The 14,749-nt window shown below is 42.3% G+C and carries 17 protein-coding genes; 2 read left to right on the forward strand and 15 right to left on the reverse strand.

Going from position 1 to position 14,749, the window contains the following annotated elements:
• Positions 1-100: 100 nt before the first annotated feature.
• The 3 genes from mog to EKG39_RS21070 all read right to left on the reverse strand — a co-directional run bounded on the left by mog (position 101) and on the right by EKG39_RS21070 (position 2,316).
• Positions 101-634 carry a molybdopterin adenylyltransferase gene (gene mog / locus EKG39_RS21060; RefSeq protein WP_126507978.1) on the reverse strand — a complete coding sequence of 178 codons (534 nt, stop codon included), beginning with the start codon at positions 632-634 and terminating at the stop codon, positions 101-103.
• A 169-nt stretch (positions 635-803) separates the two neighbouring features.
• The gene (locus EKG39_RS21065) at positions 804-1,256 is read right to left on the reverse strand and encodes an NlpC/P60 family protein (protein WP_126507979.1); all 453 of its coding nucleotides are present in this window, start codon (positions 1,254-1,256) and stop codon (positions 804-806) included.
• Between the two features lie 610 nt (positions 1,257-1,866).
• The gene (locus EKG39_RS21070; protein ID WP_126507980.1) at positions 1,867-2,316 is read right to left on the reverse strand and encodes a helix-turn-helix domain-containing protein; all 450 of its coding nucleotides are present in this window, start codon (positions 2,314-2,316) and stop codon (positions 1,867-1,869) included.
• A gap of 459 nt (positions 2,317-2,775) precedes the next feature.
• Between EKG39_RS21070 and EKG39_RS21075 the strand changes: the two genes are divergently transcribed.
• Positions 2,776-3,666, forward strand: a complete 891-nt coding sequence (locus EKG39_RS21075) for a hypothetical protein (RefSeq protein ID WP_126507981.1) — start codon at positions 2,776-2,778, stop codon at positions 3,664-3,666.
• A 125-nt stretch (positions 3,667-3,791) separates the two neighbouring features.
• Here the strand turns inward: EKG39_RS21075 and EKG39_RS21080 are convergent, their stop codons facing one another.
• The 8 genes from EKG39_RS21080 to EKG39_RS21110 form a co-directional block, all read right to left on the reverse strand.
• Positions 3,792-4,169 carry a hypothetical protein gene (locus EKG39_RS21080; RefSeq protein WP_126507982.1) on the reverse strand — a complete coding sequence of 126 codons (378 nt, stop codon included), beginning with the start codon at positions 4,167-4,169 and terminating at the stop codon, positions 3,792-3,794.
• Positions 4,135-4,668, reverse strand: a complete 534-nt coding sequence (locus EKG39_RS21085) for a hypothetical protein (RefSeq protein WP_126507983.1) — start codon at positions 4,666-4,668, stop codon at positions 4,135-4,137. The genes EKG39_RS21080 and EKG39_RS21085 overlap by 35 nt, the downstream gene beginning before the upstream one ends.
• 452 nt (positions 4,669-5,120) lie before the next feature.
• Complete coding sequence (locus EKG39_RS21090) at positions 5,121-5,564, reverse strand: HNH endonuclease (RefSeq protein ID WP_126507984.1); 444 nt, start codon at positions 5,562-5,564, stop codon at positions 5,121-5,123.
• Between the two features lie 470 nt (positions 5,565-6,034).
• Entirely contained in the window at positions 6,035-7,657 is a 1,623-nt protein-coding gene (locus tag EKG39_RS21095; RefSeq protein ID WP_126507985.1) for an anti-phage dCTP deaminase, read from the reverse strand.
• A gap of 63 nt (positions 7,658-7,720) precedes the next feature.
• Positions 7,721-7,882, reverse strand: a complete 162-nt coding sequence (locus EKG39_RS23470; protein ID WP_185817676.1) for a hypothetical protein — start codon at positions 7,880-7,882, stop codon at positions 7,721-7,723.
• Between the two features lie 353 nt (positions 7,883-8,235).
• Complete coding sequence (locus tag EKG39_RS21100; protein WP_126507986.1) at positions 8,236-9,003, reverse strand: hypothetical protein; 768 nt, start codon at positions 9,001-9,003, stop codon at positions 8,236-8,238.
• On the reverse strand, positions 8,993-9,844 hold the full coding sequence (locus tag EKG39_RS21105) for a hypothetical protein (protein WP_126507987.1): 852 nt from the start codon (positions 9,842-9,844) through the stop codon (positions 8,993-8,995). Before EKG39_RS21105 ends, EKG39_RS21100 begins: the two co-directional genes overlap by 11 nt.
• Positions 9,845-10,441: 597 nt before the next feature.
• Positions 10,442-10,675, reverse strand: a complete 234-nt coding sequence (locus EKG39_RS21110; RefSeq protein ID WP_126507988.1) for a hypothetical protein — start codon at positions 10,673-10,675, stop codon at positions 10,442-10,444.
• 194 nt (positions 10,676-10,869) lie between these two features.
• Here EKG39_RS21110 and EKG39_RS21115 point away from each other — a divergent pair, with 194 nt between their 5' ends.
• Positions 10,870-11,145, forward strand: a complete 276-nt coding sequence (locus EKG39_RS21115; RefSeq protein WP_126507989.1) for a hypothetical protein — start codon at positions 10,870-10,872, stop codon at positions 11,143-11,145.
• Between the two features lie 145 nt (positions 11,146-11,290).
• Here EKG39_RS21115 and EKG39_RS21120 read toward each other — a convergent pair whose 3' ends face one another.
• From EKG39_RS21120 to EKG39_RS21135, 4 genes are all read right to left on the reverse strand, one after another.
• Positions 11,291-11,476, reverse strand: a complete 186-nt coding sequence (locus EKG39_RS21120; protein WP_126507990.1) for a hypothetical protein — start codon at positions 11,474-11,476, stop codon at positions 11,291-11,293.
• 250 nt (positions 11,477-11,726) lie between these two features.
• Positions 11,727-12,161 (reverse strand): antitoxin Xre/MbcA/ParS toxin-binding domain-containing protein, encoded by a 435-nt coding sequence (locus EKG39_RS21125; RefSeq protein WP_126507991.1) that lies wholly within the window; start codon positions 12,159-12,161, stop codon positions 11,727-11,729.
• A 74-nt stretch (positions 12,162-12,235) separates the two neighbouring features.
• Positions 12,236-13,840, reverse strand: coding sequence for a TnsD family Tn7-like transposition protein (locus EKG39_RS21130; RefSeq protein WP_126507992.1), 1,605 nt, complete (start codon positions 13,838-13,840; stop codon positions 12,236-12,238).
• Complete coding sequence (locus EKG39_RS21135) at positions 13,840-14,745, reverse strand: TniQ family protein (protein ID WP_126507993.1); 906 nt, start codon at positions 14,743-14,745, stop codon at positions 13,840-13,842. Before EKG39_RS21135 ends, EKG39_RS21130 begins: the two co-directional genes overlap by 1 nt.
• Positions 14,746-14,749 lie beyond the last annotated feature (4 nt).

Consider the following 14,749-nt stretch of genomic DNA (forward strand, 5'->3'; position numbering starts at 1 on the left):
TCAAAATCGAGATGTTGAATGGGATTGCGGGGCATAACGAGTGCGTCGAGACACTCGCTATACAGGCTACAAACTAACTCTAATTCAGAAAAAGCAGAACTTACTTAGCCTTCGGGCGGAATGGCTTTATCACAGCTTCGTCGCACTCGAGGAATGGACCGTCCATCAGATCGATGCAGTACGGGATTGCCGGGAACACGGCGTCGAGACATTCGCGAATCGACTTAGGTTTACCCGGAAGGTTAACAATCAAAGAGTCACCACGAAGACCCGCAGTCTGGCGAGACAGGATAGCTGTCGGAACAAACTTCAATGACTCGGCACGCATCAACTCACCAAAACCAGGCATCATGCGATCGCAGACCTCTTCGGTAGCCTCCGGAGTCACATCACGTTTCGCAGGACCGGTACCGCCAGTCGTCACGATAAGACTACAGTTTTGCTCATCGGCCATCTTAATCAGAGTCGCAGCAATGACATCTTGCTCATCAGGGATGACTTCATAAACCGGTTCCCACTCAGAAGTGAGGTATTCATTTAATACATCGATAATCGCCTTACCGGAAAGATCTTCATAAATTCCAGCGCTGGCTCTATCACTTACAGTCACAATACCGATTTTTGCTTTGGTCATCTTCAGTCCTATCGAATAAGCAGATCCCCCTACAGATGCTCATTCACAATACAGCATCGAAGCGGAGGATATTAGTTGAGTCTAAACTAGCATAATTAATGCGTATTATATCTTTAAGCGGGTTAAAAGTGGGAGCTAATCCGGTATTTAATAGATCAAAAAAGCTAAGTTATAACCGCCTGGATAACCAATATTTCCGTTTCCAGTAGCTGTTTTCCAATGTCGAAATCATCACACCCTGGCTCGTCGATGCGTGCAAAAATTTAGAATCACTCAAATAGATGCCTACATGACGTGTCGTCCACCCAGTTTTAAAGAACACCAGATCCCCCGCCTTGAGTCTATCCTTAGATATTTCTGCACCTGAGTTTAATTGTTCAGACGTAGTTCTTGCTATCGTCTCCCCCAACAACTCTTTATAGGCCAGATAAACGAAAGCGGAGCAGTCGATGCCCCGCTTGCTCATTCCACCCAGTCGATATGGTGTGCCGCGCCACTCTTGATGAAATGCCATTAACTGACGCTCTAACTGAGCCGACGCTTTAGTGCTTGGCTCGGGAGGAAGACTCCCACAGGCGCTCAGCAACAAGATAGCCGAGAGTATGAGCAAGGACCTTAGCAAAGGATTATGTATCGGTGTAATTTAAACGAAGACAAAGCTGCCACCTAGGCCCCATTGTTTAGGCCTATATTCAGACCCCAAGATGGAATTAAAACGAAGACAAACTTAAACCTATGTTTATAATGAAAAAATACTGCACACATCTTAAGTTGCAACTTTTGAACTTAAGGTCACATCTGTGGATGTGAGACCTATTATAGAGGTGGCTTACAATGCACAGAAAAAACGGTTTTGTGTACTCTACGATGCAGCGCATAAAAACACGGTTTCGAGTGCTCAACTACGACGCAGCACATAAAAACACGATTTTGTGTGCTCAACTACGACGCAGCACATAAAAACACGATTTCGTGTGCTCAATTACGACGCAGCTCATAAAAACACGGTTATGTGTGCATTGGCTGTGAATGTGAATTCATAGGCCATATGTGAATTCATAGACCATATATGAATTCATGTGAATTCTTATTTAACAGTAGCTTACCACCGTTTATATGTAACCGTTCATCTAGTTAAGTGTAGTGGTTCAGTAGATTTTAGACATATAAACAGGGGAAGTGTCACTTAACTGATGCTGCAAAGCCACCTCTGAATCTTTCATGATAAGCGTTTAAAGATCGTCGATTTCAATCTCAATTTCAGCTTGGCCACGCCTTTCATCAACAAGCCTAGCATCAAGTTCATCTTCGATGAGCTCTTCAATTTCTTCAAGCATTTCAGCTGAAATACCTAAGCCAATACATATCTTTCGATAAGTATTGAGACTAAGGTTACGCGTACCATTAAGCACTTCAGCAACCTTAGATTTAGAACCGATATAATAAATCAGGTCGGTTTCATTTAGACCCATTTGTTCCATTCTGAATTTTATTGCTTCAATAGCGTGCGGAGGGTTAATTGGAAATATCCTTTGTTCATACTCATCAATCACATAAACAAGCATCTCAATTTCATCTCTGTCTTCTAGTTTTGATGCAAAATCTAGATCAATTAGCGCCGTTAAACGAGCTAAAGCCTGTTCGTAGTCTTGAGCTGTTTTGATTAGTTTTACTTGAGTCATTAAGGCAACCTCTATAAATCTTCACTTATCGCACTCAAAAAGTTCGATACATCAATTTAAAGCTTAAGCTTAGTCCATAGCTACCAAGGTTTTCGGGGGAGTTACTAAAAGAATACGCTTTTTGGAGATGTAACCCTCATGTCACGATTAAAGACTTAAAAAGGTTCATGGACAGACACTTCCATTTGCGAACAAACATGCTCCTAGTTAAAACCCTAGCGGTTTATATTTATTGCAATATAGGTACTGTTAGTACCGAAAATCAAAGTAAAATAAACCGATATATTGAATCGGGTCTTAAACTCACGAAGCCAAACTCTTAATTTTTTCACCTGAATGCCTGTAAAACAACGAGATTGATAGACAGAACAAAGATATTAATATACAAAGGCTTAACACCAATCATTTCAACAAAGATATCAATAACAATGTAAATTATGCTTAGAAAGGGATGTGTATATGCATGAGCTTGGGATATGTAAACAATCAGGTCGACTCTATGAAGGTAACTCGAATAATGGCACCCCTGCTATTGGATCTGTAAACCTGCTACCAATATCGTTTATAGGTGTCGAAATCCAAAACCTTCTTCCTGAATTCAACGGCTATTCCGGTCATCTTTTTCGTGAAGACAGCTTCGATCCAATAACAAAGGTACGCCGAGGTCGTGTATACCGCATGAATGGATCACAACCACAATTCTGGCACGTACATGACTTTATTCGGAATGACCTAAAAAGTGAGAGCTGGAATGGTGGGCAGGCTCCAAAACTTGAAGCTGTAGGATATCAACAAGACAGCCTATCTTACTTAAGAAGTGTAAAAGAACTTCCAACAGTGCAACTCGGGCAAGAGCCATTTGCTTCATACTGGCAAATATTAACAGTTGAAACTTTGGCAAATGGACGTCCTCAACTAACTCTTAAAGCTAAACATAGCTTTACTACCATTCCAGAGTTAATACCTAACCAAGTACCAAGTGATGCACTTAACCAATTAAGGCAATCACTCGAAAAGGTAGAAAACAGTGCTAACCGCTTAGGTCCTGTTGATACGATAGATAGGTGTCGAGATCTGCTTTCTATCGTTTTTGGAGCACTAGAAAATGACTTATCACTAGATTTAGGTGCAGGAATAACCAAGCGAAGAAATAAGAATAAAGATGGTAACTCTAGTAAAGATGGTCATGACCTGATCACTGTAAATGCAGATATTGTTAGACGTTTGCACTCTCGCGGAAAACCAAATGAAGAACATAGACACAATACACGTGGACTTACTGATAAAGATGCTGATTTAGCACTTACATCCTTATGGTTTGTTCTGGTTGAGTTAGGTTGGGCGAGATAGCCCTCATTTCAACCCACACAAAGAGCTTAAGTAAAATTTGTCCATATGACTCGGAGCAGTCCACTACTGCAATTAACTCAATTCACTTGGAATGAGCTAAAGCCCAAACCAAGTGAACTCGATCATTATTGTCTGGAGTGCTTCTCGTCCACACGGTTAATTAGCTCAAAGTTTTGTTGTGAACTATTCCAAATCAACCTAACCTTTTCCTCTAATGAGTCAACGTCTTTAAGTAGTGTGGCTGGGGTTTTCTGAAGAAAATCAATTTTGATTTTAAGAGAATTCACCGTATCCTTGAGCCTGTCATTAGAAGTGCTTAATGCAGAAACTCTCTCGGAAAGAGCAATATTTTGCCTAGCCAACTTTTGTATATTCAGCTCCTCCGTTTCCGCTATACTATCCCAAGCTAGGGAAAGACTTGTAACAGCAGCTAAAGTCGAAATTGCAGCAAGAAGAATATGGGATTTATTAATCAAGTTCGGAGTATAGTTTGGCTGGCTCATCGTCTAGATCCTTTTTTTGTAGTTCAGACATACGCACACTCATTTCGTGTCGCTGATTAATATCTGATTGCAGAATGGCTCTTTCACTTTTTACAGAGTCAAGGCTTTCTTTAACCTCACCTAAGGCCTCACTATTGCTATCAATATTTTTTTTATTTATTTTTATATCACCGCTATTATTCTGAACTAGGCCTTCAATCTTCTCTAACTCTCTTTGTGTTGACTTTAACTTCTGCTTTAGATCATTAGCTTCGGCTTCCAATTTTTTACTAAGCTCTAACTTTCCTTCAGCAGCAGCATCAAAGGCTGCTTCTACCTTATCGCTTGTGCTCTGCTTGTACGTCCTCACAAGTTGAACATAATATTCTTTAGCCTCTTTCAAACTCCTAAAATTATCGGCTTTTGCAGATTCAACTTTTCTGTCGACATCAGCATGTGTTGCGCATCCTTGAAAGAATAAACATGTTGTTAGCGTAAGTATCATCACTCTATTGCCCATATAAACTCCTTACTTGATGCTTTCAATGAGCTCTCTGCTTATTGATTAACAGTTAAGTTACAAGTTTCTCCCTTATCAAAACGTGACTCACATCGCACATTCCTTTATCGTCATCGAAAGCTTACCAGTTTAGAAGGCATTGATTTACATAGGAAACAAAGGCATACTCCTGTCCCATTAATTTTTACCTTATAGCTACTCCCTATTAATTTGTATCAATACCCTCTCCATTTCTGTGTATTTATTCTAGTGTTTGAATATTGGTTCTTAACATTTGAGACGCCCAAAATTAGCTAAACTGTAAACCTCCCCCTAGATAGTCTCATGCATGGCCACTCCACTTTCAGGGGGGACAAAATAGGGAGGTTTACACCACCACTTCCCTGTGCCTGGGGAGTGGTCACCGGTACCGGGAGAACTTATGCATGGGGCTATTTTAGGGGAGGGTTACACTACGACTTGCGCCACTGTGTTTGAAATTTATTGAGCTTTCCAATATTGCATTGCTCACACAAGACCTGCAAATTAGTGATATCTAGTTCCAACTCAGGGTGAGTCGAACGCGGTTTTATATGGTCAACATGCAGGGTTACTCCGCTTTCAGGATTGGCTCCACAACATGCACATTTATTTCCATATACTTCAAATGCTTGATAGCGTAACCGCATCCACTTTCCGCTTGAGTAGAAATCAGACTCCGTTGGATCTTTAAAAGGTAATTGCTCACAGTCATCGAATACTCTAGGCTCACTTCCTGGCACATAAATAATTGCAGACATGTCTGTTTTGCCATTATGTTTTTTTAGCCACTTCCAAATAGCTTTTAAAGCACCGGTTTCTGATTTGTATCCTTTTCGACTTGACTTACTATCAATCTGATATGTTACAGAAATCATATTTCACCCAACAGTTCTGATCGCTAATGATGTACCAAGCGAATGTCTTTGCGAATGACCGGAAAACATCCAAAGGCTTGGTCTGTTCAACTTATTACATACTAGATTGCCCCACTACATCGGTGACGGCATAGTTTCGAACGATGACCTGCTTGACGGCTTCTTCTTTAAATTCTGGGGTATATCGTTGTCCACTCATAAACATATCTCCTATGCAAAAAGCTTAGGTGAAATTTGTCCATAACACTCGGGGCAGTCCATAGAATCTAGTGAAGTGCCAACTGTTCTAGGGGCTTACCACTATGGTTTGTTCTGGTTGAGTTAGGTTGGGCGAGATAGTCTTCATTTCAACTCTCACAAAGAGCTTTTCATCAACACAGGGATTCAAAGCTCAACATGTCTTTAATCAAACCTGAAGCAACCTCTAAATGAGGCTGCCAGCCCCTTAGGTTCTGGGGACAGTCCAACCTCTAACTTTGTTCAACTAAATCAACTTTTTTTGTTTTTTGTATAAAATCTTGAGTTATTCTATCTTCAAAATCTTGGAAGCTATCAATGAACTGTATATCTACATGATTATTATATTTAGTAGCATACTCTTCGGCTTCACCTGTATCTGACTTTCGCTCTGCCGTAGCAAAGAAAAACTTCTGATATCGCCTTGGTGATACGCCTTCAAATTGAGTGAAATTTACTTTTAAAGAAGATGTGTGATCACCATCATTAATAGCATCATCATGGAGGTCTAGTGCTAAGCTTTTTTCATATGGCTCAATATAATAAACTTGAGTTATTCCTGACGCCACGATATGTCTTGCACAGTTATGACAAGGGTAAGTAGTTGTAAATAATATTTTACCTGAAGTTGAAGAGTCTCCTGTTCGCGCCAAGGACGTAATCGCATCCATTTCTGCGTGTATAGATCGAGAATATTCAATTAAGGATCCTACTGAGGTGTTTTTGAAAATATTATCAGCTATATGTTGACTTGCTCCATTATCAAAAATTTCAGAAACCAATTGTTCTAGCTTCTCTTCTTTTGGAGCTACCTCCTTTAAAATAGCCATAATTCCTTCAGCTATCTCATGTGATATACCTTCTTTTATTTTATTTTTATGTGCATCGTTGTAACACTTCCCCCCCTTATGAATACATCGATAGTCAGAATTATCATCTTCAAAAGTGTAAAGACCTCCACCAGACTTAGGCACATCATTTCGTCCGGTAGCTACAATATTTCCTTTGATATCTAGAATTGATGCACCAACTTGCCGAGAAAGACAGGCTGATTGCAACGAAGAGGAAAAGGCGCTGTACATTCCCTTCTCTAAAAGAGATGGGCTAAGACCATTCTTCCCGTGAATTAAGTGTAAAATTCTGACAACTTTTTTATTTAGCTCAGAAATATGACTTTGGTTATTCTTTATAAAAAAATCTGCATCTAAAATAGTTTTTTCAGTATGCTGACCTTCTTTTAGAGCTGACTTTCTATCTCTATGAATCAAGTCATCAATATCTTTGGGAGAGATTTTTTCATCCCTCAAATTTCGCTTCCGCTCTGACTCATGTCGAAGAACACCAATTAAGTAAAAGTTATTTTGGTAAACAAGACGTAAAAGCTCAACTTCAGCAGGATTCTTAAGCTGATCTACTATGTAGGCTACTTTACCTGAAAATCGTTCATCTTCTTCAATTTCACAATTAAGTTTAATCTGTTGCTTTAGCGTAGCTATTTTACTAATTATTGCTTCAGCTAATATTTGATGTGAAAAGCGATGTCTAAGTTTGTCACCCTGATCTTGCCGCTTTACATACCTATCGTAAGAACCTGTTATACTTGGAGATTTATCGGTATCAATATCATTCATCAAGCTGCTGACATAAATATGCTCAACTTGATAGCCTAAAATTTTAAGTTGTTTTTCAAGAGCTGTACGTAGGGTTTTTATGCCTGCGCCAATAGGGCCACATAGACCAATTACCAACTCTTGGGATTGACGACCAGATATAAGCTTAATGCTATCGGAGGTGCTAGATGAGCGCCGCCCACTACTAGCAGGAGAGGAGTGTTTTTTAGCTACGTTGCTTGTCATAGTGCAGAGTTATCCATAACATTTAATGAAGAACTCTACTATATTGTAAAAGAGGTAAAAATCCTACCAATTAAGGCGGTTAGCTCTGTTCATAATGCTTGCCAGTGCCTTTTTTTCCGCTTGTTTTTTACGGGCAGTTCCGAACTCGACAACCTTACCGTTAAATGCTGGTGAAGAGACGCTACTAGTTGATTTTTGTTTTTTATTTTGTAGTTCTACTACCATACGATCATCCTCAAATTTTAGGCGTTACATTTTACCCACCTAAAAAACCTGGTCAACATTTGTCTGCGGAAAATGTGGACTAATCCTTATGAGCTAAAACTTAGTCTAATTTTACTTCATTTGCACTAATTTTTTTGTCAAAGATAGATTTCCCTCTAGCATAAAACGTAATATTAAACATAACCACTCCATGTACGAGTAAGTAAAGCGCAGCTGTCATTGGCTTCAACAGCCTAGTCAATGTAACCGTACGCAGGACTCATAGAATCCCCTCATGTTTACACAACACAATTATTTCGACATGGGATAATCCACGTGTCGATGCTACCAACATACCTAGTAAAGCAAGCCGTTCAGGCTACAAACTCTGCTTCAATGTCACCAGCATCTGGAAGCAATATCCTAAAGATTTTCATAGACGACGGAGATAGAAAAAACTGATGTTGCTTGCAATAGTATCCATAGAACGTCAACTGATGCTCCACCAGCTTGCAGGATGTGGGAGATCTCAACTCGTTATTGTTACTTAAGTGAGCGAGTTGAGAGTCAGGCCCTTGCCTTGCCGCGCCATAACAGATTAAAGCCATCAGATCATCTAAGTTCACTTGATGGATATCTTTGCTCAGTTCATGCTTAATTGTCGTGGATAATTGCGCCACATTAAACTTCATTGCTGTAATGATTTGAGTTACTAGCTCATCAAAATTCCTCAAGGTTAGATCAAGAGGGTAGCGACGCCACTTTGTTCCTGGCCGATAGGCGCAAAATGACACGCAAAGCAGTTCCTCTGCAAACCCATCGACTTCTTTAGTCAGATAATCTTTAGACTTAAGCGCGAGCTTTACCTGCTCAATCTCATCGTCATTCGCTCTTGAGCTGATAGACAAAAGAACATGGATACTCCGCACTGGCTCAATAAGGTAGATCTCGCCCCAATGCGTCACTTGAATATCAAATTTATTGGCTTTTAGCTGCTTAAAGAGTACTTTCACAAAGGCCTGCACATCAGAATACTGTTCTTTTGAAACGTCGATGCCACCAACTTGCCTTGAGTGAAACGGCAGGATTGCTCTGAGCTTCCTGGCCTTTCTTAGCTGTTGCAGTTTGCTTTCAATGTTCATGCTGCAACACCTCTATACTGAAGCTTTCAACTCGCTTTCCTACTTCTCCTTTCTGAGTGATGTTCGTGCCCCGAATAGATAACCAACCATCAGAGTAACTGGCCGACTCAACCACCAGCTGGATCTTCTTGCCAGGTATTGCCACATCCGATGACACCCAATCTCCGCTTTGTATTTTCAGGCATTGATAAAGCAGCCTCATGTTGAGCGCTTCTATTTCTTGCTCCAGTTGTTCAACAGCCTGGGTGAAACTATCGACCTCTTTTCTGAGTAAATCCTGATGCGTATCTAAATCGACATTAATAACCGCCGTTACCTCATCCAATTCACTCATAGCCTCAGCAAGCCTATCCAGCGCATAAGACTGTTCAAGCCGACGCTCAAGTTCAGCATCTTTAGCTTCTATTTCCGCAATGAGACTTTTTACCGACGGGCTAACATCTACCACGGGATCAACGAGCTTAAATTGACCAGGATTAAGGAGCAACTCAGCTATCGGTATTTTAGTTGTCTGGAAATGGGGCTCATCAAACGGCGAAAGAAAACCAGTCAAGAACACCGATTTTTCAGTCACGTTAATGAAGCTCTTCACCTCGTGATGATAGCGTCGGCTTAACTCATAGAACCACCGCGCCTCTGGTAAACATTGAGTAATTTGATGAAAGCCCTCTTCAATCAATCGTTCCCTCAAGCTCAATATCAGTGACACCAACTCATCATGGAATGCGCAATGGCAAAACAGCGGCTGGACACGCCCCGCGTAATACATACCATAATGCGTTTCAACAAAGAGCGGCTTCACCTTCAGACAATAAACCCGCTTTTTACCTACTTCACTCACCTCAACTCTCCTCAGCAATTTATGATAAACAGCGCTTTGAGTAGCAAATCGCCCTTAAACTCAAACTACCAGCATCGTCATCAACCACACACCAAAAACCGGATTAAACTTTCAGCCCTAAAACGATACCGAAGCAACAAGATAACGATTAAAAATACCCGTTAATACACACCAACCCCGCCAAAGCGCCATTTCCACTGCCAAACTCCCCGATTTACCATAACTGCCAATTGTGCGCAGTCTTGTGTGAGAGTGGATGTGGGCGTCTGCATTAGACAATTGGCAACCCGAAGATTGAAAATATGGTCAATCAGTAGTCGTTGAGGATTCCGGATGTACGAAGTTAGTTTGGGTGTAACAGTAACCCAAACAGTTTAAGTTCGATTTCTATTGGGGGCGCTTCGCTTGCCTCCCCCTCTTTCCATCTCTGCACAATGCCAAGTAAAAGTCCCAATATGGGAGTAGAGTCCACTGTTAAAGTATGTGGCCTCTTAAATATGCACCTCATCGAAATCCCGCAGAAAAAATTAAAGGAGTGCCTGGCAGGATGAAGGACTACACCGCCAAGGCGTGACGCTACGCTTTAATAATCCCTATCTAGCCGAGAAATCTCTTTAACAAGTAAGTTAATAAGGCGGATAAAACAATCGCACCACCCCATTTAGCATGCTTTGTTAAAAATTCAATTATCACCCTAGCTAATGTAGCTGTCCAATGTGGATATCGTCTCCCACCAGGCATTATAACAATATCGCCAGGTTCATTTTCATAAGCGCGCCACTCCCCCAAATACCAGTTCCTTATGCTTTCAATAATCACTTTTAATTTCATCATTATCACCTTTTCAGTGCTTCATAAACACAAAGACAATAGTTCAAGCCGAAACAAAAGTAAATCAATTAAATCATGAAAAACAGTGGCTTAAACGGAAATCCGTTAATACTCAATCAAGCAGTAGAAAGAAAGTCGTGTTCACCCCCTATACTTTATCAGCCCCCCTAACGTTCAATCTTTAAGGAATGAAAATGAACGACTACTCCACAGAAACACTTAAATTCATTATTGAATTAGTTAACGAATATCATAACCCGTCAGGAGCACCTAAAATCCCCCCCTTTAGTAATTACTTTAGTACTGGAGATATAGTGGATTTCATCCAAAGGGTAGAGTTTTTAGGAAAGCCTGATATAGCGTTAATTGTCCAAGGTTTAAAAAAGTTAGTTAAAGAAAATTATCTAGAACAACAACAAAGTCCCAAAGTGTTAGGACTTGAGAATTGGCATATTACTCAAGAGGAATAGTTACTTCGCACAAAGTGAAATATGTGTAAAAAGCCGCCCCTGCGGGTCACTTTCAGGGAACGGCTTTTTAACATATTCGCATAGGTCATTGTGAATATCTGCGTGCGACAGGCTCCGCTTATGGCGTTACCGCAACTCAGCAGCCTCATGGTTGGTAATCAGCCCCGGGGCCAGCCGCAGCGGCCTGTAGCAGCGCCTGATAACGATCAAACACCGCATCAAGCAGCAACATATCTACCGTTCCAGAGAGGATAAGATTGAGCGTAGGGATCCCGTTTAGAGGGCAATAATCTATTTTGAATACCTCCACGTAGCCGTCTTGTGCATCCACCAGCCCAGCCAGAGTCTGGAGGAGTCCGTAGCAGGGAAAGACATAGCGGTCTTGCATGCACAGTTCATCGAGCAACCGGACTTGCGGGAAGTGGTGGTTAAGTCGTTGCTGGAGAATGCAGGCTTGATGCATGTTTCCTCCGGTTTTGATGAGTGGCTTTTACAAGCCTAGCCCAGTTCACCCTAGACTTTCGGGGGAGTTACTAAGAGAATGCCGTGCTTAGACATAATGTTGCGATTCGGCTCAGCAATCAGGCAGTCATGCCATGCGCGAGTCGATTGAGTTCGTCAGTGATGATGCTTATCCCCGTTGCTGTATCCAACAAGCTCATGGGGGCTACCCCACCAAAGACTGGGGTGGGCTTATTGAGCCAATCCAAAGCCGCAGCACGTTCACCAAAATACCGTCCCCCCAGATAAAGCACCTCCATCATCATTAACAGATGTTCGGTATGCTTTGCTGACAGGCGGTCATCAAGCAACTTGCTATGCCAGTGCCCAGAACCCGGTTCCATTCCCAGTAAAGCAATGAGCTGCCGCTTTGAGGTGCAGAGCAGCATCGCTGCGCTATCTAGCGTAGTGGCTGGTAGACCGGATCGGAGCACTTCGATCACGTCCAACGATGATTGCGGGGTCTTCAAGGTGACACTCTCTTCACCCAACATTTCATAAGCATGTTTAAACATGATCGAATCTCCATCTGTAGTCGCTCTATCTCATGCACATCGCTGCATTACAGCTAACCGAACATCTCTATATATCACTCTGCTTTGAGCTTGAACTTCCCTAACTTAATTAATAAGTTACGAGTCATGGGTAACTTATCGATGGATTTGCGTAATAAGCCATGACCAGTAATAGCATGATCTATTTGACTCAGTGATAGGGTTTCTACCTGCGCTAGCGCCTGAATTGAGCTCACCAATCTGGCATCTTCTTTACCCCAATCTTTCCCTGGTGGCACAGGCTTGGTTTTCGGCGGCAATAACAGCTCAAGTAGGGCTCGGTCATGATGATACAGACAGAAAAACTCAACTGAATAAGCGGCTTTAATGTCTTTCCGCAGCCAGTCTGGATGCTGTTCTCGTGTACGCTTAAGCACCTCAGTCGCCAGATACACCCTTTCTTCGACCCGAAGTGCTTTACGCCACGGCACCAGGCCTTTGGTACTCGATATAATCTGTTCCACATAGCCTAGGCCAACCCCGAGTAAATCCGCTATTTTTTGTCGATGTTGTCCGAGCTTGGCTCGAAGCACCACCAGCTGTCGAAGACCCTGAGGATACTTCGTGGCATGGCTTTGATGTGGAATGTGATTAAGCTCAGCAACACGCCGTATATAGCTACGGCTTTTACCTGTGACCGTTTCAATCTGATTCATGCTCATGCCCTCTTTGAGCAGAGATAGCACGTGAGCAGTCTGCTCCAAATTAGTCTTAATCTGCGGTTCTTCTAAAGGCTCAACACTTGGCTTACTGGCATATAAGCTGGCATCACCATCAAATAACCAAAATGCAAAGAGTAAGTGTTTGGTTGGATGACACGGGTAGTGGGTCTTGTTCCGCAACAGCGGCCCAATAAATTCGAATGACTGAAGCGAAATAGGAAGCCCTAGAGTTCGCCCAAATGAGTATCCTTCGTAATATGCATTCATCTCTTGAAGCATTGGCGCTAATCTAAGGTGGTGTTCCTGCGTAATGAAGCCTCGAGAACTGAGGACTGAGCGGTACACCCAGTGATAGTCAACGGGCTCCTCAGCGTGCTGGGTGATTTGCCAAATTTTGTTGGCGAAGTCAGCAAACTCAATTTGTTTAGTTGTTGCAAGTATCATTCTGTCGTTACATGAAGGCAGCACTAAATGCCTGTCATATCCCAAATTACCACCCATCAACCCCACCAGTTCACATCCATGCTCAGAACAAGCTTCTACACCTGGGATCTGATGATGAATTTTAAAATAGCCAAATCCGTATTCGTAACGCCCCAGCCGGACACAAATGGGGCAGTATTTGTGTCCATCAAAGAAACTGATCTTGGTATGAGGTAACCCCGCGAATATCACCGTATTGGTTGCATCGCCTGATAGCATCGAGTCGCGTAAAGTGCCCAATGTATCAAGGCCAAAGAATCTAAAAAATTGATACAACGTATGGTTGTTGAGTAATTCCCACTCAGAGATGTGTATAGCACTAGCGAGTTTGGAAATGTATGACGGTAAGTAAGGGTGCAACCGAGCACGCCGCCTACCCAGCAAATCATTGATAATGTCATTTTCCCTCAGCGGTGCCCCAGTACGACTCAACCTAGCAACCCAGCTCAACAAAGTTTCATCGGATTGAATTTTATGTCGCACAGGCACTTTCATTAGCTAGCCCCAAGTCCTGCTAGCTTTTCTCGCTGCCAATACAAGACCACCAGCCAGTACACTGGATGCCGCAGTGTTGATGAGCTCATACCTGATAGCGTCATCCATAAGAGGTTAGGTTTACGCATTTGTGGCGCTTTCCAGGCCTTAAATAGATGACAGAGTAAGACTTCTCCCAAAGAGTTTTCCATCTGCTCACCCAACGCCTTATAGATTGGACGGTGGGTGTGCTTTACCGGATGGGGTAACTCAAGATTTTTTTTCACTTGCTCTCGCCAAAGTGAAGGGAAGGTAGAGTTTTCAGCAATTAGTCTATCCACAAGGGAAACAAATCTACTCCACTCCAATAGCTCTGAGACTTCATCAACTGCATGTAAAGGCAGACTTAAATAGCTCTGAGGCAACGATAATTTATGAAGTTTTCTCAGAGAATCATGTGTCAGCAAAGGTGCCTTATGCTTGAGACAATGAGTGACTGAGGGCAACTGGTGATCACGCTGCCAATAGCTAAAGCCCAATACACTGCGGTTTTCAGCCACACACTCTGAACACAACTGCCAGCCAACGGGAAATGCCAATACATTCGTTTCTAAGTTTGGCCGCCCAGTAGAGACGCTTAGATTTTGATTGAGCATGCCGGTATCATCACTTAGGAGCCACAAGCGATAATTGGTGTGGCACATCAGTAAAGACCTACGTGCTTCAGTAGAACCTGCTAACTGGCTTACTATTGTATCGGTTACCTCACCTGACACACGCTGCGACTTCAAATGCTGCTTGGGTAACTTCCAGTACTGTAAACAGCGATCAAAGGACAAATGAGCAAAGCCTAGCCTGAGGTTGTATCTCATCCAAGCACTGAGCAAATGCTCACCAGGTGCAAAGGACATGCGGACTGTCTGCATAATT

The organism is Shewanella atlantica (genome assembly GCF_003966265.1).
GTDB lineage: Bacteria > Pseudomonadota > Gammaproteobacteria > Enterobacterales > Shewanellaceae > Shewanella > Shewanella atlantica.

Bases quoted from the DNA above. Each gene is read 5' to 3' on its own strand.
- EKG39_RS21130 (WP_126507992.1), bottom strand. From the start codon at position 13,840: ATGAAAGTGCCTGTGCGACATAAAATTCAATCCGATGAAACTTTGTTG.
- EKG39_RS21085 (WP_126507983.1), bottom strand. From the start codon at position 4,668: ATGGGCAATAGAGTGATGATACTTACGCTAACAACATGTTTATTCTTT.
- EKG39_RS21075 (WP_126507981.1), top strand. From the start codon at position 2,776: ATGCATGAGCTTGGGATATGTAAACAATCAGGTCGACTCTATGAAGGT.
- EKG39_RS21110 (WP_126507988.1), bottom strand. From the start codon at position 10,675: ATGAAATTAAAAGTGATTATTGAAAGCATAAGGAACTGGTATTTGGGG.
- EKG39_RS21100 (WP_126507986.1), bottom strand. From the start codon at position 9,003: ATGAACATTGAAAGCAAACTGCAACAGCTAAGAAAGGCCAGGAAGCTC.
- EKG39_RS23470 (WP_185817676.1), bottom strand. From the start codon at position 7,882: ATGGTAGTAGAACTACAAAATAAAAAACAAAAATCAACTAGTAGCGTC.
- EKG39_RS21125 (WP_126507991.1), bottom strand. From the start codon at position 12,161: ATGTTTAAACATGCTTATGAAATGTTGGGTGAAGAGAGTGTCACCTTG.
- EKG39_RS21080 (WP_126507982.1), bottom strand. From the start codon at position 4,169: ATGAGCCAGCCAAACTATACTCCGAACTTGATTAATAAATCCCATATT.
- EKG39_RS21135 (WP_126507993.1), bottom strand. From the start codon at position 14,745: ATGCAGACAGTCCGCATGTCCTTTGCACCTGGTGAGCATTTGCTCAGT.
- EKG39_RS21070 (WP_126507980.1), bottom strand. From the start codon at position 2,316: ATGACTCAAGTAAAACTAATCAAAACAGCTCAAGACTACGAACAGGCT.
- EKG39_RS21115 (WP_126507989.1), top strand. From the start codon at position 10,870: ATGAACGACTACTCCACAGAAACACTTAAATTCATTATTGAATTAGTT.
- EKG39_RS21090 (WP_126507984.1), bottom strand. From the start codon at position 5,564: ATGATTTCTGTAACATATCAGATTGATAGTAAGTCAAGTCGAAAAGGA.
- mog (WP_126507978.1), bottom strand. From the start codon at position 634: ATGACCAAAGCAAAAATCGGTATTGTGACTGTAAGTGATAGAGCCAGC.
- EKG39_RS21095 (WP_126507985.1), bottom strand. From the start codon at position 7,657: ATGACAAGCAACGTAGCTAAAAAACACTCCTCTCCTGCTAGTAGTGGG.